Here is a 26618-nt window from a genome sequence, read left to right on the forward strand (position 1 = left end):
TCATGGCTAACCCTCTCTATGATGGCTTGTTCGGCGTTCATGCCGATAAAGATACACCTTTTTTGCACCTGCTAGACGGGACAACCATCACGCATCAGGGTTTCCTGAGCACCGCCGCGCAGATTGCGCATGTCGCCACCCAACTGGGCCTGAAACCCGGTGATCGTCTCGCCGCGCAGATCGAAAAGTCGCCCGAGGCGCTGGCGCTGTATGCTGCATGTGCGCAAGCTGGTCTGGTGTTCCTGCCACTCAACACCGCCTATACGGTGGATGAGCTGACCTATTTCATCGAAAACAGCGGTGCGTCCCTGATCGTTTGTGACAGCAAGAGCGAAGAAAAGCTCACCCCGGTGGGGACACAGTTGGGCGCTAAGGTGGAAACCCTGAATGCTGATGGAAGCGGCACATTGATGGATCAGGCTGCGACCATGCCTGCCAGCTTTGAAACCGTCGATCGCGATGGTGATGATCTGGCCGCCTTCCTCTATACCTCGGGCACAACGGGTCGCTCGAAGGGTGCGATGCTGACACAGAATAACCTGTTGTCGAATGCGCAAACACTGGTCAACGAATGGCGTTTCACATCCGTCGACGTGCTGCTGCACGCGCTGCCGATCTTTCACACTCACGGACTGTTTGTGGCGACCAACGTCACTTTGGCAGCGGGCGGCAGCATCGTATTCATGCCCAAATTCGACCTGGATAAAATCATCAGCCGGATGCCAAATGCTACCACAATGATGGGAGTGCCAACATTCTACACACGCCTGCTGGATGATGAGCGGTTCACCAGAGAACTGGCTGCGGATATGCGGCTGTTTGTTTCGGGCTCGGCCCCACTGCTGGCGGAAACCCATGTGCAGTTCGAAGGCCGCACCGGCCACCGCATCCTCGAGCGTTATGGCATGACAGAAACCAACATGAACACCTCAAACCCGTATGACGGCGAGCGCCGTGCCGGAACCGTCGGGTTTCCGCTTCCCGGTGTCGAGCTGAAGATCTGTGATTCTGATGGCAATACCCTGCCCCAAGGAGAAATCGGGGAAATCGAGGTGCGCGGTCCTAACGTATTCAAAGGCTATTGGCGGATGCCTGAGAAGACCGCAGCCGAGCTGCGCGAGAACGGGTTCTTCATCACGGGTGACCTGGGTCGTATCGATGATGAAGGGTATGTTCATATCGTCGGTCGCAACAAGGACCTGATCATCTCGGGCGGCTACAACATCTATCCCAAAGAAATCGAACTGGTGCTGGATGATCAGCCCGGTGTCTTGGAAAGTGCAGTTGTGGGTGTGCCGCATCCCGACTTTGGTGAAACCGTTCTGGGTGTGATCGTTGCCGAACCGGGCCAGATCCCCGATCTGGATGCCATGATGGGTGCCGTGCACGACAGCCTGGCGCGGTTCAAGCACCCCCGCAAGCTGATCCTGCTGGAAGAACTGCCCCGTAACACAATGGGCAAAGTTCAAAAGAACATTCTGCGTGACCAATACAAAGACATGTTTGCAGTAGCGTGAAGTTTCGCTCCCCAAACTCGCGGCGGATCTCCTCGATCCGCGGGTTTCCTTTCAACGGCCTGAAGCCGCGCCCTCCTTGGCTTCAGGTCGTTGATTTTTTCTCACACGGAGTTTGAAAGATGTACCAGAACATTCTTATCCGGTGTCGCTGGTCGCTGATCGAGATGTGGTCCAATCCATCAGCGTTCGGCGTGCTCTCGCACAACCATCCGGCACTCTGACGCTGTTGCATGTGGTTGAACACCTGCCGCAATACACCAGCGATCTGCTGCCTGAGAACCATCTTGAAGTCGCCAAGGCCGCAATTACGGAAAAGCTTAAACCCTTGATCGGATACGTAAACGACGCGCGCATCGACGTTGTCGAGGGGCATGCGGGGCGCGGTATTCTCGACTATCCCGACGCACACGATTTCGATTGCATCGTGATCGCAAGTTTTCGCCCTGGCCTGCAGGATTACTCTCTGGGCTCGACGGCTGCACGTGTCGTACGGCACGCTGATTGCTCAGTTCATGTCGTCCGTTGACTCTTAAAACAGGGTTGAAGTTCGAAATGCGTGTTCTGACGTAAGCTCAGCCATGATTTGGGGGGAATTGGTATTCGTGATGTTACCCCCGCGAACTTGTCCATCAGCCGTTTGGCAAGCGCAGTACCCCGGGGCATGACGCGCGTTGAACCCGCCATGGTAAAAACGTTAGGCCAGGGTTCGGCAAACACAGATAAAAAACAGCGACTGACAGCGACAACACCCGACCAGGTGTGCATCACATTAAGAATTGACAGCATTGGCCGCAGCGCCCGGATCGCCTGACCATGCTTTACGCACCTTCCCGCCAGAATTGCGTTGATCATTAATCGTTTTGGCCATGTCCTGCAGTGTTTCTCAGGACGAAACCTCTGCCACTTGAGTAACGAACAGTCGCTTCCATTCGGTGCACCGCCAAGATTTCCCAAGGATCCGGATCACCGACTTGATCTGTCTCAGCCGGGGTCGATGGTCGGGTCATGATGGCTGTCAGCAGTTAAATGCATCATGCGGTTTGGAAAAAAACCAATTTCGATGCGTAACCCATTGGTTGCGGTATCGACATTATCCGTCCGAATGGTTTCAGACAGGGACGCAAAGCTCTGACGGGAAGGCAGTCTATGGATCCAGCCACAACCAATTCGTTGACGGCCAGTGTTGAGACTTTGGCATGACCGGATTACTTGACCGGCCTATCCCGAGGCCGCGACCGCCCTGTTTATCAGTTTCCTGGCCGAATTCGGCATCACCGTCGACACTTGCAAATTCCTTGGCAACCCTTCGGGCCGGCAGTTCCAGCCCTCCCTTATGGACATGAAGTTCGTCGCCTCTTCGATGTTCAAAGGTCTGCGCGTGGCCGGAACCGCAGAATTTTCCGGGTTGGACACTCCAATCAATCACAAGCGGCTGGACGGCGTGGTCAAACTGACCCGCGCGCTGTTGCCTGATCTCAACGACAAACAAACGTCCACTTGGTCAGGTCAACGGCCAAGCCTGCCCGACAGTTTGCCCTGCATCGGTGAAATCAACGGTCTACCCGGCCTCATAGCCGCCTTCGGCGACAGCCACTACGGGTTGATGATGGCACCGAAAACCGGCCAATTCGTGGCGGATGTCATCACGGGCGCGCGAAACAACACTGTTCTGTCACCCTTCAGCGCGACGCGCTTCGAATAGACACATAGATGACCCTTCAACGGGGCGGCCAGAACCTCCGTATCGCTTCTCAAAATATTGCAACGTATCCGGTCTCAATACCAAGGCTGTTGATAAAGATCACATCCGCTTCTGCAATTGCGCGTGTGTCGGACATCGAGGGTTGATAGAGGTATGCAAGTTCTGTCGCCAACTTCGTTCCCACCTGTCAGGTCGAGCGTAGTTTTGGTAGCGCATGCTCGAATTTCACAGGAGCTGACAGTGACGATCTCATTCAAGGGTGCGTATTTTCCGAAAGAGGTGATTTGTAGGTTCTGTTTCTGAAGTGTCGAATTTTTGCTGTGCGCGCTCACAGCACGAAATCCGCCGGATTGCTTCAACGCTTATTGCGGCAATGCAGACTCGAGATCGGTCATTCATACCGTGCGCAACAAGATCGAGTAAAAAAATCTCGCGTGACGGACCACGCGGAAAAGCAAGGCACTCAGTTAACTGTCGGTATTCTTTCAAAGGTAGAAAGGCAATCACGCAAATATCTGTTCAATCCAGACCTCGAACATCTTCTTGGCAGCGTCGTTGGATTGGGATTTCTGCCCCCCGACAAGATAGTGGCTCTGCTCTATCGGAGCGGCATCTCCGACAATTGCGATGGTTCTTCCTGTTGCGATGGCCGTCTTGGCAAATCTCTCAAGAATCAGTGCGCAGCCACCGCCAGCGGCTGCAATATCGACTGCTGCAATTGTCGTATCCACAGCCACGGATGGGGATGCGGCTGTGTACTGTTCATCAAACGCCGAGAGATATTCGGGCCACATGTCCTGAAACCCCAATATTTGAATCTGGGGCATGTTCAATAGCTCACTGGCCGGGACTTTATCTGCCCCCAGAGCGATGGCCGCGATGGGGACAACACGCTCATCCGAAATCTTCCGGAACGGCGCATCACTCCACCCCCCCTTCCCCAATCGCAACTCTACATCGACGTTTTCGCGCCCAGCGGATTCTGCCCAGATGTTCGAAACAAGTCTGATGGAGAATTCCGGATAAAGACGAGAGAATTCAGGCAACCTGTGAGCAAGAAACAAGGTTGCCGTGGATATAGGCACCCGCACGATCAGCTCTTGCGACTGACTGGTCCCAAACAGGCTTGCCGTTGACAGGTCGATGTCACCCAAAGCCCGCCGAACAGAGAAGGCATAGGCCTGCCCGACCTCCGTCAGGCTGAGATTGCGCGCTGCGCGAAAAAACAAAGGGCAGCCCAACTGGGCCTCCAACGAGCGGACATGCAGGCTCAGCGCGGTCTGAGTTATACCAAGTTCAACGGCGGCGGCGGTAAAGCTCATGTGCCGTGCTGCGCATTCAAAGGATCGAAGCCATATCAGGTTGGGCGATTTTGACACTTTTAGCACCAAATATTTTTGCCTATCTTCGCCCGTTTTATTCGTTTTGAGCAAGGCTTCAACTGGTATTTAACATTCCGGAATGTCAGTGGCGCAAATTGGCGGATCGTACTGAAGAAAGGAACGCGCAAGTGAAAGTTGGATTCATTGGTCTTGGAAATGTGGGTGGCAAGCTGTCGGGCTCGTTGCTGCGCAACGGCATCGACCTGACAGTGCATGATCTCAATGAGGAATTTGTTGATGACTTCGTGTCGCGCGGCGCAAAGCGCGGTGAAAACCCCGCGCAACTGATGCGCGATTGTGATGCAGTTATCACCTGTCTGCCATCGCCTGCAGCCTCGGATACGGTCATGCAGGAAATGTTGCCTGAAATGAAAGAGGGCAAGATCTGGATGGAAATGTCCACCACGGATGAAGCTGAGGTCAAACGCCTGGGTGCCATGGTGATGGAACGCGGTGGGGCGGCCGTCGATTGCCCAGTCTCAGGGGGGTGCCATCGCGCGGATACAGGCAACATTTCGATCTTTGCCGGATGTGATCGCGCCACGTTCGAACGTATTCTGCCCTTCCTGACCATGATGGGGCGCCGCATCCTGCATACGGGCGAGTTGGGCTCTGCGTCGGTTCTGAAAGTCGTGACCAATTATCTGGCGACCGCCAACCTCGTCACCTGCTGCGAGGCGCTGGTGACCGCCAAGGCGGCAGGTATGGACCTGAACACTACATATGAGGCGATGAAGATCTCTTCGGGTACGTCCTTTGTGCATGAAACAGAAAGCCAGGTGATCCTGAACGGGTCGCGCGATATCTCGTTCACTATGGATCTGGTGAAAAAGGACGCGGGCCTGTTCCAGCAGGTGGCTGATCGCCACAATGTGCCGCTGGAAATCTCACCGATGCTGGTGCAGATCTTCGAGGACGGTATCGAACGCTTTGGCGAACGTTGCTATTCGCCCAACATCATCAAACGTCTGGAAGAGGCAACAGGGCTGGATATTCGCGCGCCCGGTTTCCCGCCGGAAATGCTGGACGATGAACCCGAAGAGCCGGGTTACGAGGTGATCCCGCAGGGCACGCAGCTCAAGGCGGCTGAATAAGTCAGGACGGTGGCTGTCATGAAACGGATCTACACCTTTGGCGGGTTTCCCGCGACGCGCAACCTAACGGTTGCGGATATCAAAGCGGGCAAGGGCAAGCGCAAGTTTGTCCAGACCACCGCCGTGAACCGGATTGAGGCAGCCGCTGCCGAAGCCGCCGGGATCGACCATCTTTCGATTGTCGATCATGATCTGGCCGAGGTGCGCGCCGGCGCGCCCGACACCTTTACCACCGCCGCCCTGATGGCCAGCGACTATGAGACCCATCAGGACATCCTGCGCGCCGGTATTCGCGCCGCTGCTGCGGGGGCTGATGCGGTTTACACCCTGCGCAGTTTCAAGGCGGTTGAATTGCTGGCCGATGAAGGGCTGGCCGTTCAGGGCCATCTGGGTCTGGTGCCGCGCCTGTCCACACAGATTGGCGGGCTACGCGCCTATGGCCGCACAGCGGATGAGGCGATGCAACTGGCCGACGATCTGCGTCGTCTGGAGGATGCCGGTGCCTATGCCGTCGAACTGGAATGCGTCGCGGACCAGGCGATTGCCGAGATCAGCCCGCGCACCGGGTTGATCACTCATTCCATCGGATCGGGCGGGGCTGCGGACGTCATCTTCCTGTTTCAGGATGATGCCTGTGGCGACACCGAACACCCGCCACGTCATGCTAAGGCATTCGCTGACATGGCCAGTGTCCGCGCTCAGTTGGAGGCCGAACGTATGAAAGGCTTAAATGCCTATCGCACGGCCGTGCTGAATGGCAGTTATCCCGATGCAGCCACCAGTATTGCCATGAAACCCGGCGAGCATGACAAGCTGCGCGAGGCGCTGGATAAGCGCCGCCCGTTCCACGAGTAGTGCCGATGAATTGCAAAGCATCACGCAAATACCCCTATGAGCCGCCCCCGCGCCTCTCCTGAAACCACTACGTTTTCAGGAAAGGACAGGACATGACCACAGCCGACACCAACCCAAATGCGGAAACGCAACCCAAAACCGAACCCGGCCCGGTGAGCCGGGAATGGCATTGGCACCCCGAACTGCCGGTGAAATTCGCACCTTATTGGAACTGGCCGCCAAACTTAAGTGCGCTTACAAAATGGACCTGGCAGAACTGGCTGCAATTTTCGGATCGCTCGATCTTTCTGGTACTGGCGTTTCTGGTGGGCTTCTGGCTGCAGCCGGTTGGCCCGGATCAGACTGGATTTGCTTTTGACTGGATGGCGCATGTCTTTGTGCGCAACTGGGTGTTGTTGCTGATCGTCGCGGGTGGCCTGCATTTCTGGTTCTACGGAATTGACGGGCAGGGCAAGCTGCTAAAGTACGACCCGCGCCCATATATGAAGCGCAAGAACGCCTTGTATAAATTCGGCTATCAGACCTGGGACAACATGTTTTACTCCATGGTCTTCGGCGCGACCTTCCTGTCTGGCTTTGAGTGCTTTTTGCGCTGGATGTACGCCAACAACTATATCGGCACGCTCAGCTTTGCCGCGCATCCGATCTGGTTCGTCCTGCTGTTCCCGATCCTTGCCATCTGGCAAAGCTTACATTTCTACGTGGTGCACCTGTTCCTGCACCAGCCGTTCATCTACCGTCATGTGCACGCCGTTCATCATCGCAACGTGAACACCGGCCCATGGTCCGGCATGTCGATGCACCCGGTTGAATCGTTTGGTTTCCTCAGTGCGATCCTGATCGTTCTGATCCTGCCCAGCCACCCGGTTCACATGCTGTTTCTGGGCTATTGGCTGATGCTCGGCGCAGCCTCGTCACATTCAGGGTATGAGGCGATTTGGGCGCGTGACCGTCAGGCGTTGCTGCTGGGTGCCTTTTTCCACCAGCTGCATCACCGCTATTACGAATGCAACTATGGCAACGCGGAAATGCCCTGGGACAAGTGGTTCGGCACCTATCATGACGGGTCCGAAAACGCCACGAAACGCACCCGGAACCGCAAGCGCGAAATGCACGCCAAGGGGCAGATGCACAAGTCAAGCTGACACAAACAGTGCCTGACCGGGTGGTGTCAGGCACACCCATCCCGGATGGACGAAAACATGGCCACCGCAAAATCTATTTCCGACACCAAGCACATCGACCATTGAGATCTGCGTATCGACATGGCCACGTCCTTTCAATGGACAGCACACCTGGGTCTGCACGAAGCGGTGGCCAACCATTTCAGCTTGGCGGTAAATAACAATGGCACGCAGTTCCTGATGAACCCCAATCAGGTACATTTCAGCCGTATCCGCGCGTCAGACCTTTTGTTGCTGGACGCCGACGATCCCGACACGCTGAACCGGCCCGGCGCGCCTGATCCGACAACCTGGGGCCTTCATGGCGCGATCCACCGACGCTGTCCACATGCGCATTGCGTGATGCACACCCACTCGATCTTTGCGACAGTTCTCGCCTCTCTGGCCGACAGCACCTTGCCGCGAATCGACCAGAACACCGCAACATTCTTCAAACGCTATTTGGTGGATAATCACTTTGGCGGGCTGACCTTTGAAGAAGAGGGAGAACGCTGTGCCGCAGCACTTCAGGACCCGAAGAAAAAGACAATGATCATGGGCAACCACGGTGTGCTGGTGTTCGGTTCCGACCCGGCCGATGCGTTCAACCGGTTGTATTATTTCGAACGCGCGGCTGAAACCTATATCCGGGCCGTGCAAACCGGTCTGCGGCTGCGGGTCCTGTCTGACGAAATCGCCGAAAAAACATCCTTAGAACTCGAGGGTTTCCCCGGTCAGGCCGAATCTCACCTGAGCGAGATCAAGGATATCCTGCGCACCGAAGGGTCGGATTTTGACAGCTGAGCCCATCAGTTCCCGTACCGTGAACAAGGAAAGAAAATGCCAAAAATTACTTGTGTCGAATTCGGTGGTCAGGAACATGTCGTCGATGTGGCAAATGGCCGGGCGAAAAATCACGACCTGATCTCTCGAAACGAGATCGAATGGCTGCAATGGCAGGCTTCTTTAGTCGAATGCACGTTTGCAAGAAATGATATCCGAGAACCGGTATTCCTGCGGGAAGATCACAACGCGTGAATGTCGAACGGATCAGAGAAGCCCTTGATCTGGGTCTTGCCAAATGTCTTCTGTACATCAGCCCCGTCCAGCAGATCCAGGGTCTCTTGATCAACCAAAATCCGGCTTCCAGTGTTCTGGGTTTCAGCTTCCAATCGGGCCGCGAGATTTACCGTGGATCCGATACAGGTATAGGTCGCCCGGTTGTCAGTGCCGGCATAGCCCGCGACGACTTCGCCTGTAGCGATACCGATGCCGATCCTGAGGCTCTCTTCGCCATCAGCGAGCCGGTCGTGATTCAGCATCTCGATCATGCTATGCATTTCATGTCCTGCGGCAACCGCACTTTGCGCAGTATTGTTCAGCGGCTGCGGAACACCGAAGAGAGCCATCAATCCGTCACCCAGCATCAGGCTGACAATGCCGCCATTGCTGGTCACCGCCTCGAACATCAGCGTGTAAAAAGTGTTGAGCAGATCAATTGTTGCCTCAGGTGCAAGGTTTTCCGACAGGGTCGTGAAACCGCGAATATCACAAAAGAGGACTGATGCATTTGCACGTTTGCCGCCGATGGCAAAACCGGACTCTTGCAGGTCTTGCGCAACCTCGGTTGTTGCGAAGCGTTCAAGCAGGCGTCTTTGTTCGTCCCGCAGTCGCTTCTTTTCAAGGCCGCTGGAGACGCGAGCGCTGAGAAGTGTCTTGTTCACTGGCTTGGGCAAGTAGTCTTCTGCGCCTAACTCGATGCAGCGCACAATATTGTCGAGCCCTTCGACCGAAGAAGTCACAAGCACCGGCAATTCGCGCAGATCGGGGTCCGCGTTGATTGCCTCCAGAACCTGAAACCCGTCCATTTCGGGCATTTCGATATCAAGTAGAAGCAGGTCAAATGACTGACTCGACAGCATCTCCATCGCGACGCGACCGTTCTCCGCGACAGAGGCTTTGTGCCCCAACAGTTCAACATTGCGAGACAGGAGCAGCCGATTGACCTTGTTGTCATCAACAATGAGGAGATGGCCGGGTGCATCAGTCATTGTTCAGGGTCCGCAAGGCCGCAGCAGCTTTAGCGAAAGAGGCCTCCAGTGCTTTGGCATCCGTAGGATCGCCAGTTGCGGGTATGCCCCCTAGTTCGATTTTCCTTGCCAACTCCGCCAGCGCAGTCGCACCAAAAGTGTTTGCGTTCGATTTGATGGAATGAGCTGCGCGGCGATATCCATCGGCATCGGATGCGTCGGCAGCCGCTTTCAATTCGGCAATCATGCCGGGGGCCTCGTCAAGAAAGGTGTTTACAAGCTCGGCGGCAAATTCGTCGCCAGTCGCGTCCTTGAGCTCAGCGAAGATATCAAGATCAATTGGTCCGTTTGTCATGGATTACTTGCTTTTCCTGGGAACATTCAAAAGGGCTTCGATAAGAATAGGCAGGCGGATCGGTTTGGCGATGTAATCGTCCATCCCGGCATCCAAACACATCTCGCGGTCGCCTTGCATGGCGTTGGCAGTCATGGCGACTATACGCGGTCGGTCTTCTCCGGGAAAATCATTGTTAATGCGGCGTGAGGCTTCGAGCCCGTCCATTTCAGGCATCTGCACGTCCATCAATACGACGTCGTATGTTTGCCGGTTCACGCTTTCGACCGCCTCAGCGCCGTTGCTGGCCAGATCCGCGCGGTAACCCATCTGTTCAAGCAAGCGAAGCGCAAGCTTCTGGTTCACCAAATTATCCTCAGCCAGCAGAATACGCAGAGGGTGGCGTTTGGCCATCTCTGGATCGGTCTGGGGTTTGCCCGCCGGTTTGGTCGGTTTCACGGGGGCATCTTCGGTCGAAAACAGCGTGACCAGCGTGTCAAAAAGATGCGACTGACGCAGCGGTTTGGCGAGGTTGGCCGCAAAAAGGCCGACTTCAAGGTCCATGTCACGTAGACCGAGAGAACTGAAGAGGATCAGCGGCAAGTCCGGATGCTTGGCGCGAATTTTCTGGGCGAGCTCCTCACCATCCATTTCGGGCATGTGCATGTCGAGAATGGCCAAATCAAACTTTTCGGCCTTCTCGAGCGCGGTTAGCGCCTCGGATGGGGTTTCACAGGTGGTGGTTTGAGTGCCCCATTTCTCGGTCTGCAGGGACAGGATTTTACGGTTGGTGGTGTTGTCATCCACCATAAGAATGCGTTTTCCTTCAAGCTCGGACTGGACGCCTACCAGATCGCGTGATGACGTTTTGACCGGTTTGGAGGGTTTGGCCCGGATCGTAAACGTAAAGGTCGAACCATGCCCTTCGCCGTCACTTTCTGCCCACATGGTGCCACCCATGAGTTCTGCAAGACGTTTGGAAATTGCCAATCCGAGGCCGGTGCCGCCATATTTGCGGGTTGTTGAGCTGTCTGCCTGACTGAAGGATTGGAACAGACGGCTCATCCCTTTCTCGCTCAGGCCAATACCGGTGTCGCGGACTTTAAACGTCAACTCAAGCGATCCGCGGTTCTTGGCGGGTTGTTCAACAGAGAGCACCACTTCACCGCTTTCAGTGAACTTCACGGCGTTGGATAGCAGGTTCAGCAGGATTTGTCGCAACCGGGTCAGGTCAGCACTGATTGCAAGGGGTAGAGCGTCGTCAAACTCATAGGCCAGATCAAGCTGCTTCTCAGCGGCTTTACCGCTGATCAGATCAAGCGCGCTTTCGATGCATTCACGCAGGTCAAACGGATGGTTCTCGATATCCATCTGCCCAGCTTCGATTTTTGAGAAATCGAGGATTTCGTTGATGATGGCCAACAGCGCATCGCCGCTGTCGCGGATCGTGTTGGCATAATCGCTTTGCTCCGCATCCAACTCGGTATCCATCAAAAGCCCGCTCATCCCGATGACGGCGTTCATCGGTGTGCGGATTTCGTGGGACATGGTGGCAAGGAAGGCGCTTTTGGCTTCATTGGCAGACTCGGCCACCTCACGGGCTTCTTCGGCCTCACGGAAAAGGCGCACGTTCTCAATCGCAATCACAGCCTGATCGGCGAATGAATACGCAAGGTCGATTTCGTCTTTGGTGAATGCGCCAGCCGTTTGCCGGGCAAAGACCAGCACACCCAGACACGCCGCTCCCTTCATAAGGGGAAGTAACAGAGCCGCCCGGATTCCGTGCCGCTCGTATGTGACCTTTTCGAATGGCGAGAGGTCAAGCGCGTCCCAATCCGGCAGGTGGAGCATCTTTTTCTCGTGCAAAACCTGTGCTGGGAAGCTGGACATTGGATCGGGATCGATGGAAAAGCTCTGGTTTCCTTCCAGGGTTTCCACGCCTTCTCCGGTAACCCGCGCGAGAACCTCGAACGTGTTGTCTTGCGCAGTCATAGCTGCGACCATATCGGACGAGACCAACCGCACACCTGCTTCGGCAATAGCCTCAAAGACAGGTTTGATATCATCGGGCGACTGGCTGATCACACGCAATATGTCCGCACTTGCGGTTTGACGTGCCAATGATGCCTGCGTTTCGTTGAACAGCCGTACGTTTTCGAGCGCGATGATAGCCTGATCGGCAAACGACTCGGCAATGGCAACGTCATCATCGCTGAAAACTGTGGGCGTCTTTCGAATGAACGCCAGAGCTCCAAAACACTCTTTCCCGCGCATCAAAGGCACGGTCAGAGACGACTTGAACCCCTTCTTACGATTGATTTCCTGGTCACGCGAAGGCAGGTCATCATTGTTCCATTCAGGCATATTCAGTGTCTTGCCGCTTTTGATCGCCCGTGACGGTAAATTATCTTCAGGATCAATAGCGAGCCGCTTTGTCCACGTGATCTTTTCGACACCATCTGGAGTAGCGGCAGCGACCTGCCAGAGTTCTGTCTTATTGGCTTGCAGGGCAACCGATAGATCACAATCGATCAGCGTGGTTGCGAGGCCAACAATCTTTTCAAAAACCGGCCTTGTATCGGCGGGGGATTCGGAGATCACCCTCAGCACATCCGCGCTGGCGGTCTGGCGCGACAGCGCAGTCTGCGTGTCATGAAACAGCCGCGCGTTCTGGATGGCGATGACAGCTTGGTCAGCAAAACCCTTCAGAACGCGCAATTCCTTGGCTTGAAAAGGATTGTCCCGCCGTGCGACACCGACCGCGCCGATGCCTTTCGTTTCCCACATCATTGGGGCGAATGCGACCGAATGGTATCCTGCAATACGGGCTATCTTTTGAAGCACGACAGGCGTATCGGAATTGTTGGCACAATCGGAATAATTGGCGACTTCTCCGGTCCGCAACGCATGCGCAACAGGCGTTATCTGCCACGGTGCCGGAAAGGTCTTTTCGACTTCTTCACGGAAGTCACCAATATACGCTTCGACCTGCAAGAGACCGTCATCATCAACAAGAAGCACATCCAGTTCTTCGCCGCCAAAAAGCACTTTACAGCTTTCGAGAATCTTCTCGAACACCGGCTGCGTGTCTTCGACCGACTGGCTGATAACGCTGAGTATCTCTGCGCTGGCCCTTTGCTGTTCCAGCGCCTCTTCGACTTCGGCGGTGCGCGCCTGCACTTCCTTGAACAGTCGCGTGTTGTTGATGGCGATCACGGCTTGGGACGCGAAGGTTTCCAGCAAGCTGACCTGTTTGACGCTAAACGCCGCCGCCTGCCTGTGCGCCATGACAATAACACCAACGGTTACGCCATCGCTGACCAAGGGAACCCCGAGCGTCGTAAGGTAGTCACCGATCTCCGCCGCCTTTTTCCATGTGTAAGACGGATCTCCACGGGTGTCTTTAATATAGACTGTCTTGCCATGCAGGGCCGTGCGCCCGATGCAAGAACCCTCCTCTGGCGCGATCGGGTTATTCGACAGGAATTCGAGAAAAGCATCACTGACGTTGTGGGAAATGGCCACGCGATAAAGGCCATCGTCAGCATCCTTCATCGCAAAGAACGCATATTCCGGGGAACAGATACGTGAGGAAACCTGCAGGATAGCATCCAGAACCGGTGGCAGATCGTTGGGCGAGCGAGAGATGACGTCGAGCACTTCGGACGTCGCCGTCTGATACTTCAATGCCTCTTCGACCTCGGCAGTGCGCGCCCGCACTTCTTCAAAGAGCCGGGTGTTGTTGATGGCAATCAGCGCTTGCGAGGCGAACGTTTCCAAGAGAGAGATTTGTTTTGAGTCGAATGGTGCGACTTTGTCGTGGCAGAGCACAATTACCCCGACCACAACCATGTCCTTGACCAGCGGGACACCCAGAAGCGAGCGGTATTTGCCGATGCGAGCAGCCTCTTTCCAGGTGTAATCGTCTGCTTCCGTATCTTCGTAGTAGACTGTTCTTCCCAATTCAGCGGCCTGTCCAATCCCGCTCCCGTGCCCTGCGGGAACCGGGTGGGAGCTGATGAACCTCATGAAGTCGCTATCAAAATCAAGCGTGATATCAGTGTGGTAGAGCTTATCCCGTGGGTTCAGAATCGAGATCGCCGCGTATTTTGGCTCGCAAATCCGGCTGGCGACCCTCAATATCTCCTTCAGCACCGGCTCCAGCTCATTCGGTGATCGAGATATCACAGACAACACGTCTGACGTGGCGGTCTGATACTCCAGCGCCTGCGTGACTTCTTCCGTGCGTTCCTCCAACTCGTGGAAAAGGTTTGCGTTGGTAATCGCGATGACGGCCTGATCAGCGAACGTTTCCAACAACTTGATCTGCTTGGCGGAAAAACCCGAGACCACTGGCGAGCCAAGAGATATTACACCCACCACCTCGCCGTTCTTGACCAAAGGAAGCCCAAGCAAAGATTTATATTCACCTACACCGCTTTCTTCCAACCAAGTGTAGGTCGAATCCGCCTCGACATCTTCGACATAGCTTGTGCGCTTCGACAGGATCGCACGTCCGCTTACACCGTTCTCTTCTAGCGAAATCGGGTGGGACTTGACGTATTCTGCAAAGGCCGTGTCCTGAGTGAGTGTTGAGTGCACATGAAAGAGCCCATCGTTCGGGTTCAGCATCGCGACATAGGCATCCTGCAATTCGCAGATACGCGACGCTTCTTTGAGAATGGCATCCAGAACAGGGGACAGTTGATTGGGAGATGCCGAAATGACGCGCAACACTTCGGATGTTGAGGTCTGATACTCCAAAGCTTGCGTGACTTCTGCCGTACGGTCCTGCACCTCCCGGAACTGACGTACGTTATCCATTGCGATCACGGCTTGGGCTGCAAAGGTTTGGACCAATGCGACATCGTCATCCGAAAAGGGCGCAACCTCACGGCGATAGAGAACGATCACCCCAAGACCCGTGTCGTCTTTCATCAACGGCACCGCAAGAACCGAGCGGGCACCTTCGACCTCAACCATCTGAACCCGTTTTGGGTCGCGATCCCGATAATAAAGTGGATCATCTGCGATATCATCTTGCCGGATGACCTGGCCATCGATCATGGGGCGGATCGCAACGAGTTCGGTACGCGTCAAGGGTTCCACGAACCCCTTCAGGGCCTCACTAAAATCCGTTCGCGCACCGATATTAGCCGGAATTGTAGCAAGACCACGTTCGTGATCAGCGACGCACAGGAAGGCCAGCGGCGCGTTACACAGACGGCTGGCGTTTGCGAGTATGCTATTGAAGACAGGGCTATCGTCATCGCGGCTGCGGCTGATGACTTCGAGGATTTCACGCGATGCTTCTTCCCGCTCAAGTCGTTCCTGAACTTCACGAAACTGGCGCGTATTTTCGATGGCAATGACTGCGTGCTTGGCGAATTCTTCAATCAACTGCACGTCAGGGTCAGCAAACGGACGTACCTCCCTGCGGCTGACCGCGATGGCACCTATGGCCCGATCTTGTTGCAGAAGGGGAACAACAACACGTGATCGAATGCCTTCGGTCTCAACCATCATGACAGCCGTAGGATGGCCCGAGCGGAAAAAGTCAGTTTCAGTCAAATCATCAATGCGACCAACCTTACCTGTCCGTATCGCGGTAGACACGGGAATCGAGTCGTCCAATGGCCACTCATCTCCAACATCAAACTCAGTTTGCTGATGCCCCCAATTCGCGGCCAACCGCCCGTGGGTCCCGGCAGCGTTGATCAGAATAAGTACTGCCTGATCTGCGCCACACACCTTGGTGGCCTGCTGAAGCACTGAATCAAAGACGCGTGCATCGTCATCACGGCTTTGGCTAATGACCGTTAGAATTTTCTGCGTTGCCGTCTGACGCTCCAATTGCGTGTGCAGCTCTTTCAATTGTCGTGTGTTGTCCAACGCGATCACGGCTTGGGCGGCAAATCCCTCAACCAGAGAAATCTCGTCGTCTGTAAAGGCCCGAACCTCGCGTCGGTAAATTCCGATGACGCCCACGGGCGTGCCATCTGCCGACAAGAGTGGCACCGTCAGAAACGAGCGGACACCTTCTTCGTCTACAAGCTGGCGGCGCCATGGATCGCCATTGATGTAGGGTTCAGTTTTACGCAAATCGACATTGTGAATGACGCGCGCCTTTCGCACGGATTCGGCGATCTGGAGGTGTGAGTCCAGTGACCAGCGATCTACGCCAACCTCATAGGTCGCCAATTGATCCCCGAAATGGGCCGCATATTCGAGATGGGTTCCCGCCTCGTTCAAAAGGCTCAATGTGGCGACATCTGTTTCGCAAAGCCGGGCGGTGTTTTCCAGGATTGTCTGAAACACCGGAGCCTCATCGTCCCGCGAACGACTGATTGTCTCAAGGACTTCCCGCGTCGCGCCTTCGCGCGCCAGACGTGTCTGCAATTCGCGAAACTGGCGAACATTTTCAATGGCGATAACCGCTTGGGCGGCAAAGGTTTCGACCAGCTTGACCTGATCGTCGGTATAGGGTCGCACCTCGTCACGCGCCAACATCAGGCACCCGATTGCAGCGCCATCCAGCATCAGGGGAACAAACAGATTGCTGCGGCACCCGTGCGTGTCGACGATGAGCTTAAAGCGCTCATCACCGGATTTGTGGAAGTCAGTGTCTCCCATATCAACAACGCGCTTGGTCTCGCCGCTGAGGATGGTTTCGGTCACCAGAGAATTGCCCGGCTCCATTGTGTATTTGCCGTCAAGCCAGAGTTGTTGAATGTCCGGGTGCAGGTTGACGCTGGCCACGAGCCGCTGAAGCGTGTCACCTTTTCGCCCAAGGACCAGGCCGGCAAAAACAGCGTCGCAGAGATTCTTGGCGAGCGCGACAATCAGATCGCAAACTGGCTGCACGTCGTCTTTGGCCTCAGAGATCGCACGCATAACCTGTGCGGTGGCTTCAAACCGCGCTTGCTGGTCAGCGGCGCTTAGATCCGCACTTTGGGCAGACGATGGCGTGGGACTTGCCGTTGTCCCCGATGCCTTTTTGTCCCCCACTTGCTCCCAAGCTCCTGTGTCAAATCATGACTTACAACTGCCCAGAGTTTAGAGAGCATGTGATAGAAGTCACTGGAATTCTTCACGGATGATGTCCGTTGTATTTGTGTGCGCATGGACGAGGTCCGCTGAATTCGAAGCATTCAGTTGGTCAGCGAGGCAACCCGCACGGCAAAACACGCAAGCAGCGCAGCCACTACGTTCACCGTGGATTCCATCGCGTCTAACAGCAGTGCCACTGAACCTGTCGACCACAAAGCCAGCAGCTTAAGGGCCAGTACCGCGGTGGAAATCGGGATGGGCCAAAGAACGACTTTAAGTGTCATTCGGCCGCGACCGTCGATCCAACGTCAAAGAAAACCTGAACGATGGGTGAGTTCGCGTGCTCAAGACCTAAAACAGGTGTTTGGCAGAAAAGAAAAAAGCCTCTGCGCATTCGGCCTGCGAACAGGGGCAACAGCCTTGGTATCCGCATCGCGGCCTGTAACACCTGTTACTCTGACGGGGGCTCACTCTGAGGCACAGGAACGGCTTTGAGATAAGCGGCGATCGCCAAACGCTCGTCGTCGCTTAGGCGAGAAGTATTCTCGATAACTTCAACCATTTCGCCGCCGGCGCTGTCATAATCTGGTGTGAAACCGGATTTCAGGTATTCCGCAATGTCGGCTTCGGACCAATCAAGCTGGTCCGCGGTCAGCCCGGGGATACGACCTTTTCCGCTTGGGTTTGGTGCGCCTGTCAGCCAGAGATCGCGATTCAATCCACCCAATCCGTCTCGCGGTGTATGGCATTCGGCGCAATGTCCCAGCGCCTCCACCAGATACCGGCCTTGTATTTGCTGGTTGGTCAGATCGCCATCAACCGCCCAACCCGGCTTTAGATACAAGTGCTTCCAGCCACCCACCCCGCGTCGAATATTGATAGGGAATCCAACCTCATGCGCGATACTTTCAGTGGCTGCCGCTGGCAGGGTGGCGAGGAATGCATGCAGCGATGCAGCATCCTCCACCGTCATGTTGACATAGGACGTATAAGGAAACGCCGGGTAATAATGCTGCCCCTTGGGCCCGGTCCCATGGATCAGGGCATTGGCCAGATCCAGCGCTGACCACGACCCAATTCCGGCCTTTGGATCACTGGATATGTTCGGGGCTACGAACGTGCCGAAATCCGTCTCAAACCGACGACCGCCCGCGAGGACGAGCTTATCTTCTCCGACGGCATCCGGGGCTGAATGGCACGATGCACAACCTCCAGCGTAAAAAAGGGTCTCGCCCCTTGCGAGATCAGGGGTAACGCCGTCCAGTTGGGTCCGATCAACAGTCTGCGGTCGGGTCAGCACCAAACCGGCCAGCCCGACCAGAACTGCAACAACCGCGGCGAAAATGAAAAAACGCCGCACAGCTAGCGCTCCTTTAGTCTTTCGGTGCTCGGTAGGCTTTATGGCATGCTGAGCAGGCGCCGCCCAGATTACCCATCGCCCCCTTAAGCGCGTCGACATCTTGTCCTGCCGCAGCCTGCATCGCAACCGCGGCCTCGGCCAAAGCCTGCCCCTTGGCGCCTACATCCGGGAAATTCTCCCAAATGGCAGGCAATGCGCGGGTGGACGGGTCGGCCACATTATCGGATCCGGCGGGCCACATCGCGGATTGATCGATCTGCGTCAGAACGACGATGTTATTTGCGGCCCGTGTTGCGGCCTCGGCATCATATTCCGCCTCTCCCTTGGCCATGCCGCCAAGAGTGCCAAGATTAAAAGAATAGAGTTGCATTATCGAGGTCCGAGCTTTCACAGCCGGGTTTTCGCTTTCATGCGCGATGGCTGTGCCGATGGCGGCTACAGACAATAGACCTGCCGCGAAGATGCCAAATCTCTTCATCATGGTATGTCTCCCTGTTCTATACACCGAATACTACCTTGAACGAATTTTCTTGTAATTGTTTGTTATTCATCGTCCCCTGTTAATTTATGAACAACCAAAACTGGGACGATATTCGATACGCTCTTGCCGTAAGAAAACACGGATCACTGAATGCGGCCGCTGGGGCCTTGGGTGTCACGCATGCAACAGTTCTGCGCAGAGTTGCTGCCCTTGAAGAACGCTTTGGCTGCGTGCTTTTTCAGAAAAGCCCATCAGGGTATTCCGCCCTCCCCGAGGCCAGCACAATTCTCTCGGCGATGGAAAGCGTCGAAGACGCCGTGCTGGCAGTAGAGCGGGCAATTGTGGGTGCGGACCGGTCCCCGGTAGGTCGCGTACGCATTGCTTCCACGGATAGTCTTTGCCAGCTTGTATTGCCTCAAATACTAAACGAAATATCGCAGTTGTACCCCGGCTTGGAGCTGACTTTATTGAGCGGAAACAGCCATCACGATCTATCGAGGCTGACAGCGGACATCGCTGTGCGGCCCACGATAAACCTTGAAGACGGGCTTGTTGGGGATCGTGCAGGCACGCTGTCATTCGGAGTTTTTGACGACGGCTCTCCCAACCGAAAATGGATGCGGCTTGATGGGGCGTTGAGCCGCTCGCTCCCGGCCGAATGGTTGGTCGAACATGTCAGTGCGGATGAAATGACTAACGGCGCAGATAGTTTTTTAGTGCTTCAGCAGATGGCCGCGTCCGGGGTAGGCAAAGCGTTTTTACCCACATTTATCGGGAATGCGGACCCTCGGCTTCACCTTTCGGTTGAGGGTGGTCCTGAAATTGAAGTGCCTCTGTGGGTCACGACGCTAGATGAAATTGCGCAGACCCCGAAGTTTTCGATCGTTAAGCGAGCGTTGGTTGAACGCCTGTCCAGTGTTCTGGCTGCGTGACATACCCTGAGCAAAACGCGCGGTGTTCAATTTTCCAATCATCCATTTGTCAGAAGAACTCATGAAGTCTGTATTGAATCAGTTAACCCAAATGTTTCTCTGGATCGTCGATCTGCTTCGGAGAATCCCCACCGCAGTGGCGATGGTGGAAACAGAAAACGGATTTGGGTGGGTCTGTACGCTTTCTAACTACGATCCGAAAAGGGATCAGGAGGTGTGTTCAGCCGGAGATGCCGCATAAAGGCGCGGGCGATCCTTGGAACGGGCCTTTGGTCTGAAACCACAAAATGACCGCGATATCGCATGGGGGATTCAAACCGGACAAACGCTAGTTCGGGGGATCGATACATGTACACCGGAAATGGGTTGATCACCGCCAAGCCCAGACCTTCTCGCGCCATGTCAGCGGCAGCGAAAGAGGTCGAAACTTCTGCAACAATTCTGGGTTCGGCTCTAACCTGGTGCAACAACCGATCTAGTTGTCCGCGCCGTCCATGACGATATGTCAAGGCGATCAGATCCTGTTCATGAAGGTCAGACGGTGTGAGTGTGCCGCGCGTTGCCAGTGGATGCTCTGGTCGCATAACACAAACAGCAGGAGATACCCGAAATGGAATGAGTTTGATGCCCGCACGGCTTTGTTCAACACCGGTTACTGCTAGATCAAAGCGATTTTCTAGGACGCCGAGAGTGACCAATTCAGAAGTGGTTACTTCCAGATTGACGAAAAACCCGGGGTTTGCCCGCAAAAAGCTTGCGATGAGAGAAACGATATATCGATGCGCATAGCTAGGTGGTGCGACCAGACGCAGTGTTTCTTGCACAGCTTCGGCCGGACCGTCGATCCGGTCCAAAGATTCGAACAATGGATCAAGCCGCATGTTGAGCCTGACCGCCTCTTGCGTTGGGCGTAACCTGCCCGCATCCCGCTCGAAGAGCATTTTTCCAAGCCGCGTTTCAAGGCTGCCTATCGAACGGCTGACCGCAGATTGCGACAAACCCAGTTGTCGTGCCGCCGCCGCCGTTGTTCCGGCCTGCATGAGTGCTCGCAATGCTTGGTATTCCGGCAGCGAGTGCCAATTGCGAGGTTTTCCCATTTCTCTGCGGCCTCATGATTTCGTCTACCTCTATGAGTAAAACTCATTGAACTTTTTTGCAATTATGATGATCCCGTCTGCTAGCATGTGTCAAAATGATACTGAAGCATGTGGTGCAATGGTGAAAACGTCTCCGCTGATCTTTGACGGGCATAACGACGTATTGTCGAAACTTGCCTCGGCGGGTGGTTTGTCAGAAGCTGGTCGCTTCCTTACAGCTCTTGATGGCGCGATTGATCTGGTCAAAGCCCGAAGTGGAGGCTTTGCCGGAGGTTTCTTTGCGATCTGGGTTCCATCATCGATGGATTTGGCCGCCAAGATGAAAAAGATGGTCGAGCCGAGTTATGACCTGCCGCTTCCAGATCAGATTGATGCCGAAGATGCCTTGCCTGCCGCGTTGGGCCAGATCGCAATCCTGCTCGAACTGGAGCGATTGGGCGCATTGCAGGTGGTTCGTTCGGTCGCTGACATCCGGGAGTGCATGGCGCAAGGCCGTATAGCCGCCATTTTTCACATTGAGGGTGCCGAGGCGATCGACACCGATCTGCATGCGCTAGACGTTTTTTACGCCGCGGGCCTGCGGTCAATTGGGCCGGTTTGGAGCCGACCGAACATCTTCGGGCACGGAGTACCGCTGAAATTCCCATCAGGGCCGGATACTGGCGACGGGTTGACCGATCATGGTCTCAGGCTTGTTCGGCGCTGCAATGCGCTCGGCATCATGCTGGACTTGTCACATCTTACTGAAAAGGGCTTTTGGGATGTGGCGCGGTATTCTGAGGCTCCATTGGTGGCAACCCATTCCAACGCCCATGCCATATGCCCGCACGCGCGCAATCTGACGGATGATCAGCTTCGCACAATTGCTGAAAGCGACGGAATGGTTGGCCTGAATTTTGCCACAGCATTTCTGCGTGAAGATGGGCGGATGTTGTCAGATGTGCCTTTGACGCAGGTTCTGCGGCACCTTGATCACCTGATCGGTATATTGGGTGAGGATCGGGTTGGGCTTGGGTCGGACTATGACGGGGCAATGGTGCCGGAGGATGTGACAGATGTATCCATGCTGCCCCAACTACGAAATGCCATGGAGCGCCATGGTTATGGTAAAGAGCTCATCAAGAAGCTCTGCCACGAAAATTGGTTACGTGTTCTCGAAAAGACCTGGGGGGCGTGACCGTCGATGAAAGACATAGTGACAGAGAGGACAACATGAACGCATTTAGTAGATTGCTTACCGGAGCGGCGCTTGGAATGGCGCTGGCCGTGACTTCGACTTCCGCGATGGCTGAAACGCCACCAAATATGCTGGTTATCGCAAATCGCATTGACGACATCACCACACTGGACCCAGCCGAGAGCTTTGAATTTGCCGGGTCCGATGTCAGCAGGAATGTTTATCAGAAACTGGTGAATTTCGACCCGCTGGACTTGGATGCCGGATATCAGCCGGATATTGCCGAAAGCTGGGACGTGTCAGAGGACGGAACGTCCATCACATTCAAAATCCGGGACGGGCTGACGTTTCACTCTGGTAACCCTGTGACCGCCGAGGACGTTCAGTTTTCGCTGCGCCGCGCGATCATTCTGAACAAAACTCCGGCGTTTATCCTAACACAGTTTGGATTCACGCCTGAAAACATTGAGCAAACAATCGTTGCAGATGGCGATACGTTGACCATCACCACGGACAAGCCTTATGCGACATCCTTTGTCCTGAACTGCCTGACCTCTACAATTGGCGGGATCGTCGATAAAAAGACAGTGATGGAGCACGATAAAGATGGCGATTTGGGCAATGAATGGCTCAAAACCAACACCGCTGGATCGGGTGCCTATAGTCTGGTCAGCTGGAAGCCGAATGAAAGCGTAACGCTGAAATCCAACCCCGACTTCTATCTGGGTGCCCCGACCATGGAGCGTGTGGTCGTGCGCCACGTTCAAGAAAGCGCCAGTCAGCGTCTATTGCTGGAACGCGGGGACATCGACATTGCCCGCAATCTGAACCCCGAAGATGTGGCTGGTGCCTCATCGGTGGATGGGGTCAAAATCGCAGACGAGCTGAAAGGCCGTCTGATGTATGTATCGCTGAACCAGAAGCATCCCGAACTGAGCAAACCTCAGGTTAGGCAGGCCTTTAAGTACCTCATTGACTATGAAGGGATGCGCGACAGTTTCCTGAAGGGTCAGTACACGATCCATCAGAACTTTCTACCTCAGACATATCTGGGCGCATCCGACGAGGCCCCGTTTAACTTTGATATCGAGAAAGCCAAATCCTTGCTGGATGAGGCCGGTGTAAGCGGGCTTGAGATTGAGGTCGGCGTGCGCGAAGCACAGGAGCGCATTGAGATTGCGCAGGCCATGCAAAACGCGCTGGGACAAGTCGGCATCAAGATGAACATCACGGTCGGAACCGCCAAGCAGATTCTGGCGCGTTACCGCTCGCGTGAACTGGACGTTTATCTTGGGGCGTGGGGGCCGGATTACCCTGACCCGCAAACAAACGCCGGTACGTTTGCGTACAATCCGGACAATTCAGACGAGGCCAATGCCACCGGTTTGCTGGCCTGGCGGAATTCCTGGGATACAGATGGTCTGACCGAGAAGACGAATGCTGCCGTTGTGGAAAACGACACAGTAAAGCGTGCTGACATGTATAAGACAATTCAGGCAGATTTCCGTGAGACATCGCCTTTTGTCATCATGTTCCAGCAGATTGAACAATCGGCGATGCGTGACAATGTGACGGATTTCTCGACCGGGCAGGCGATTACGTCGGCGTCATACTGGCAGGTGACCAAGTAAATGGCACTGGCCGAAAGACCAACAGGGGGGCGCCGTTCGGCGCCTCTAATCCATTGGATCAAGAGTATTCTGAAAACTCTTGGTACCATCGCAATAACAATGCTGGGGCTGCTGTTCGTAACCTTCATCATCGGCCGCGTGATGCCGATTGATCCGGTGCTGGCCATTGTTGGTGAACGTGCATCACAATCGACATATGATGCGGTCTACCAACAACTTGGCCTCGATAAGCCATTGTTGGTGCAGTTCTTTTACTATCTTTGGGATGTTCTGCACGGAGATTTCGGAAACTCACTGCTGAATGCGCGCCCTGTATCCGAGGACATCGCCCGGGTTTTCCCCGCCACGTTGGAACTCGCCACTCTGGGTGTTCTGATCGGCATTTTTCTCGGCGTTCCGTTAGGGGTGATTGCCGCAGTCAAGCGTGGCTCGTGGATTGACCAGATCGCTCGGGTTGTCGCGCTTGTCGGCTATTCGATGCCTATCTTCTGGTTGGGCTTGATGGGTCTGCTGGTGTTCTATGGGGTTCTTGGTTGGGTTGGTGGTCCCGGACGGCTGGACATTTTCTACGAAGATGTTGTGCCAACGCGTACGGGTTTGATCCTGTTGGACAGCGCTATCGTTCAAGACTGGGATGTCTTCCGTAATGCTTTAACCCATATCATCTTGCCGGCGGCTTTACTCGGCTATTACTCGTTGGCCTATATCAGCCGGATGACCCGTTCCTTCATGCTGGAACAGCTTTCGGCCGAATATGTCATCACCGCACGGGTCAAAGGCCTGTCGGAACGGCAAGTGATCTGGCGCCATGCATTCAAGAATATCCGGGTGCAACTGATCACGGTCATCGCGCTGAGCTATGCCAACCTGCTTGAAGGGTCCGTTCTGACCGAGATCATCTTCAGTTGGCCAGGCATCGGCAGTTACATCACAACGGCTTTGCTGAGCGCAGACATGAACGCTGTTCTGGGCGGAACAGTTGTGGTCGGGCTGATCTTTATCTGTCTGAATATATTCTCTGATCTTCTCTACCGTTTCTTTGACCCGAGGTCGAAATGAGCGATTTGACTTTGCGACAATGGCTGCTGGCCGACGCACCTACGTCACGCCGTCACGCCAGATTGTCCAGTCTGTATAAGGGCTGGCTAACACTGCGAACGAATTCCATGGCTATGGTTGGTTTGACCATTCTGGTACTTCTTGTTTTCACCGCCGTATTTGCCCCTGTTCTGGCCCCGCATGATCCGTTTTCTCAGGATCTTGCCAGCCGTCTTCAGCCCATAGGGACCGTGGGGCATCTTTTGGGCACCGACAGTTTAGGGCGGGATATACTGTCTAGATTGATTTATGGAGCACGTATCACGCTCTACATCGTCGCTCTGGTTGCTTTGATCGCCCCAGTTGCGGGTCTTTTGGTGGGGACTGTTGCGGGGTATGCTGGAGGTTGGGCCGATGTGGTCCTGATGCGCATCACGGACATATTCCTAGCTTTCCCGCGTCTGGTTCTGGCGCTGGCATTTGTTGCAGCCCTTGGCGCCGGGATCGAAAATGCGGTGCTTGCAATTTCGTTAACGGCTTGGCCTCCCTATGCACGTATGTCGCGGGCCGAAACGCTGACCATCCGATCGACTGACTACATCAACGCGATCCGCCTGCAAGGTGCAGGGCCTTTGCGCATCATCACGCGCCATATCTGGCCACTTTGTATTTCGTCGCTGATCGTGCGCGTCACGCTGGATATGGCTGGGATTATTCTGGCGGCGGCTGGCTTGGGTTTCCTCGGTCTGGGCGCACAACCGCCCAGTCCTGAATGGGGGGCGATGATATCAGAGGGTCGCAGATTTATTTTGGACCACTGGTGGGTTGCCACTGTGCCGGGGCTCGCGATTTTTACGGTATCGCTGGCTTTCAACCTGCTGGGTGACGGCTTGAGGGACGCCCTGGACCCGAAGGATGACGGACAATGAGTTTGCTGGACATCGAAGATCTTTGGGTCCGTTTCCCAACCCGTCAGGGCGTGTTCGACGCCGTACGCGGCGTATCGTTCTCGCTGGGACGCGAACGGCTGGGTATTGTCGGTGAAAGCGGTTCCGGCAAGTCAATGACGGGTCGGGCTATCCTGCGCCTTATCCGCAAGCCCGGCATAGTAGAGGCCAGTCACGTCAATCTGGAAGGTCGCGATCTGCTGAAGTTAAGCGAACGCGAGATGCGCGAGGTCAGGGGGAAGCAGATTTCCATGGTCATGCAGGACCCTAAATTCTCACTGAACCCGGTGGTCACCGTTGGTGAGCAACTTATGGAGGCCTATCTTCAACACAATTCCGGCTCCAAGTCTCGTGCACGGAAGATGGCTATCGAGATGCTGGAGAATGTGTCGATCCGTGATGCTGAGAGGGTGATGCGCGCTTATCCTCATGAAGTTTCCGGAGGTATGGGACAGCGTATCATGATCGCGATGATGCTGATCCCCAATCCCAAGATTCTGATCGCGGATGAGCCGACCTCAGCACTGGATGTCAGCGTCCAGAGGCAGGTTCTGAACATCATGGACGGGTTGGTCAAGGAACGGGGCATGGGGCTGATCTTCATCAGTCACGACCTGAACCTCGTGTCCGAGTTCTGCGACCGCGTTCTCATCATGTATTCAGGCCGGATTGTCGAAGTCTGCGAAGCGAACAAGCTGCACCAAGCCCAACACCCATACACCCAAGGACTGTTGAATTCCCTTCCCCGACTTGATGACACCCGCACCCATCTGAGCGTCCTGACCCGTGATCCGTCCTGGTCGAGTGCGCCAAGTGTCAGGGGGTGAG

General features: G+C 55.1%; 23 protein-coding genes. 14 read left to right on the plus strand and 9 right to left on the minus strand.

Features of this window, described 5'->3' with window-relative positions; all coding sequences use genetic code 11:
- The first annotated feature begins 2 nt into the window (after positions 1 to 2).
- The 3 genes from ALB80_RS12225 to ALB80_RS12235 all read left to right on the plus strand — a co-directional run bounded on the left by ALB80_RS12225 (position 3) and on the right by ALB80_RS12235 (position 3219).
- Positions 3 to 1517 carry a malonyl-CoA synthase gene (locus tag ALB80_RS12225; RefSeq protein ID WP_050604354.1) on the plus strand — a complete coding sequence of 505 codons (1515 nt, stop codon included), beginning with the start codon at positions 3 to 5 and terminating at the stop codon, positions 1515 to 1517.
- A 112-nt stretch (positions 1518 to 1629) separates the two neighbouring features.
- Positions 1630 to 2043 carry a universal stress protein gene (locus ALB80_RS12230; RefSeq protein WP_253276873.1) on the plus strand — a complete coding sequence of 138 codons (414 nt, stop codon included), beginning with the start codon at positions 1630 to 1632 and terminating at the stop codon, positions 2041 to 2043.
- Between the two features lie 807 nt (positions 2044 to 2850).
- Positions 2851 to 3219 (plus strand): FAD-binding oxidoreductase, encoded by a 369-nt coding sequence (locus ALB80_RS12235; RefSeq protein ID WP_050604356.1) that lies wholly within the window; start codon positions 2851 to 2853, stop codon positions 3217 to 3219.
- Between the two features lie 49 nt (positions 3220 to 3268).
- Here ALB80_RS12235 and ALB80_RS22825 read toward each other — a convergent pair whose 3' ends face one another.
- Both ALB80_RS22825 and ALB80_RS12240 read right to left on the minus strand, forming a co-directional pair.
- On the minus strand, positions 3269 to 3391 hold the full coding sequence (locus ALB80_RS22825) for a hypothetical protein (protein WP_256364019.1): 123 nt from the start codon (positions 3389 to 3391) through the stop codon (positions 3269 to 3271).
- Positions 3392 to 3722: 331 nt separating this feature from the next.
- Positions 3723 to 4607 (minus strand): LysR family transcriptional regulator, encoded by an 885-nt coding sequence (locus ALB80_RS12240; RefSeq protein ID WP_371255980.1) that lies wholly within the window; start codon positions 4605 to 4607, stop codon positions 3723 to 3725.
- Positions 4608 to 4696: 89 nt separating this feature from the next.
- Between ALB80_RS12240 and ALB80_RS12245 the strand changes: the two genes are divergently transcribed.
- The 5 genes from ALB80_RS12245 (at position 4697) to ALB80_RS12265 (ending at position 8751) form a co-directional block, all read left to right on the plus strand.
- Positions 4697 to 5695, plus strand: a complete 999-nt coding sequence (locus ALB80_RS12245) for an NAD(P)-dependent oxidoreductase (RefSeq protein WP_083445284.1) — start codon at positions 4697 to 4699, stop codon at positions 5693 to 5695.
- An 18-nt stretch (positions 5696 to 5713) separates the two neighbouring features.
- Complete coding sequence (locus tag ALB80_RS12250; protein WP_050604359.1) at positions 5714 to 6550, plus strand: 3-methyl-2-oxobutanoate hydroxymethyltransferase; 837 nt, start codon at positions 5714 to 5716, stop codon at positions 6548 to 6550.
- A 92-nt stretch (positions 6551 to 6642) separates the two neighbouring features.
- A complete protein-coding gene (locus ALB80_RS12255; RefSeq protein WP_050604360.1) occupies positions 6643 to 7695 on the plus strand; it encodes a sterol desaturase family protein in 1053 nt (350 codons plus the stop codon).
- Positions 7696 to 7815: 120 nt separating this feature from the next.
- A complete protein-coding gene (locus ALB80_RS12260; RefSeq protein ID WP_050604361.1) occupies positions 7816 to 8517 on the plus strand; it encodes a class II aldolase/adducin family protein in 702 nt (233 codons plus the stop codon).
- A 36-nt stretch (positions 8518 to 8553) separates the two neighbouring features.
- On the plus strand, positions 8554 to 8751 hold the full coding sequence (locus tag ALB80_RS12265; RefSeq protein WP_050604362.1) for a hypothetical protein: 198 nt from the start codon (positions 8554 to 8556) through the stop codon (positions 8749 to 8751).
- Here ALB80_RS12265 and ALB80_RS12270 read toward each other — a convergent pair.
- The 6 genes from ALB80_RS12270 to ALB80_RS12295 all read right to left on the minus strand — a co-directional run bounded on the left by ALB80_RS12270 (position 8739) and on the right by ALB80_RS12295 (position 18968).
- Entirely contained in the window at positions 8739 to 9764 is a 1026-nt protein-coding gene (locus ALB80_RS12270; RefSeq protein WP_050604363.1) for an adenylate/guanylate cyclase domain-containing protein, read from the minus strand. The genes ALB80_RS12265 and ALB80_RS12270 overlap by 13 nt on opposite strands.
- Positions 9757 to 10098 carry an Hpt domain-containing protein gene (locus tag ALB80_RS12275; protein ID WP_050604364.1) on the minus strand — a complete coding sequence of 114 codons (342 nt, stop codon included), beginning with the start codon at positions 10096 to 10098 and terminating at the stop codon, positions 9757 to 9759. The genes ALB80_RS12270 and ALB80_RS12275 overlap by 8 nt, the downstream gene beginning before the upstream one ends.
- Positions 10099 to 10101: 3 nt before the next feature.
- The gene (locus tag ALB80_RS12280; RefSeq protein WP_157054199.1) at positions 10102 to 17085 is read right to left on the minus strand and encodes a GAF domain-containing protein; all 6984 of its coding nucleotides are present in this window, start codon (positions 17083 to 17085) and stop codon (positions 10102 to 10104) included.
- 143 nt (positions 17086 to 17228) lie between these two features.
- Positions 17229 to 17411, minus strand: coding sequence for a cation transporter (locus tag ALB80_RS12285; protein ID WP_050604366.1), 183 nt, complete (start codon positions 17409 to 17411; stop codon positions 17229 to 17231).
- A 167-nt stretch (positions 17412 to 17578) separates the two neighbouring features.
- On the minus strand, positions 17579 to 18487 hold the full coding sequence (locus ALB80_RS12290; protein ID WP_050604367.1) for a cytochrome c: 909 nt from the start codon (positions 18485 to 18487) through the stop codon (positions 17579 to 17581).
- Positions 18488 to 18500: 13 nt separating this feature from the next.
- On the minus strand, positions 18501 to 18968 hold the full coding sequence (locus tag ALB80_RS12295; protein ID WP_050604368.1) for a cytochrome c: 468 nt from the start codon (positions 18966 to 18968) through the stop codon (positions 18501 to 18503).
- An 86-nt stretch (positions 18969 to 19054) separates the two neighbouring features.
- Here ALB80_RS12295 and ALB80_RS12300 point away from each other — a divergent pair, with 86 nt between their 5' ends.
- Positions 19055 to 19900, plus strand: coding sequence for a LysR family transcriptional regulator (locus tag ALB80_RS12300; protein WP_083445286.1), 846 nt, complete (start codon positions 19055 to 19057; stop codon positions 19898 to 19900).
- A 185-nt stretch (positions 19901 to 20085) separates the two neighbouring features.
- Here the strand turns inward: ALB80_RS12300 and ALB80_RS12305 are convergent, their stop codons facing one another.
- On the minus strand, positions 20086 to 20997 hold the full coding sequence (locus ALB80_RS12305) for a LysR family transcriptional regulator (protein WP_050604370.1): 912 nt from the start codon (positions 20995 to 20997) through the stop codon (positions 20086 to 20088).
- Between the two features lie 118 nt (positions 20998 to 21115).
- Here ALB80_RS12305 and ALB80_RS12310 point away from each other — a divergent pair, with 118 nt between their 5' ends.
- Genes ALB80_RS12310 through ALB80_RS12330 form a run of 5 tightly spaced genes read left to right on the plus strand, consistent with a single transcriptional unit; the run spans position 21116 to position 26617 of the window.
- Positions 21116 to 22174, plus strand: a complete 1059-nt coding sequence (locus ALB80_RS12310) for a dipeptidase (RefSeq protein ID WP_050604371.1) — start codon at positions 21116 to 21118, stop codon at positions 22172 to 22174.
- 35 nt (positions 22175 to 22209) lie between these two features.
- Positions 22210 to 23805 (plus strand): ABC transporter substrate-binding protein, encoded by a 1596-nt coding sequence (locus ALB80_RS12315; protein ID WP_050604372.1) that lies wholly within the window; start codon positions 22210 to 22212, stop codon positions 23803 to 23805.
- Positions 23806 to 24864, plus strand: coding sequence for an ABC transporter permease (locus tag ALB80_RS12320; protein ID WP_050604373.1), 1059 nt, complete (start codon positions 23806 to 23808; stop codon positions 24862 to 24864).
- Positions 24861 to 25772, plus strand: coding sequence for an ABC transporter permease (locus tag ALB80_RS12325; RefSeq protein ID WP_050604374.1), 912 nt, complete (start codon positions 24861 to 24863; stop codon positions 25770 to 25772). The genes ALB80_RS12320 and ALB80_RS12325 overlap by 4 nt, the downstream gene beginning before the upstream one ends.
- Entirely contained in the window at positions 25769 to 26617 is an 849-nt protein-coding gene (locus tag ALB80_RS12330) for an ABC transporter ATP-binding protein (protein ID WP_050604375.1), read from the plus strand. The genes ALB80_RS12325 and ALB80_RS12330 overlap by 4 nt, the downstream gene beginning before the upstream one ends.
- The last annotated feature ends 1 nt before the right edge of the window (position 26618 follow it).

This window comes from Ruegeria sp. 6PALISEP08 (assembly GCF_001238295.1).
In the GTDB taxonomy this organism is placed as follows: domain Bacteria; phylum Pseudomonadota; class Alphaproteobacteria; order Rhodobacterales; family Rhodobacteraceae; genus Ruegeria.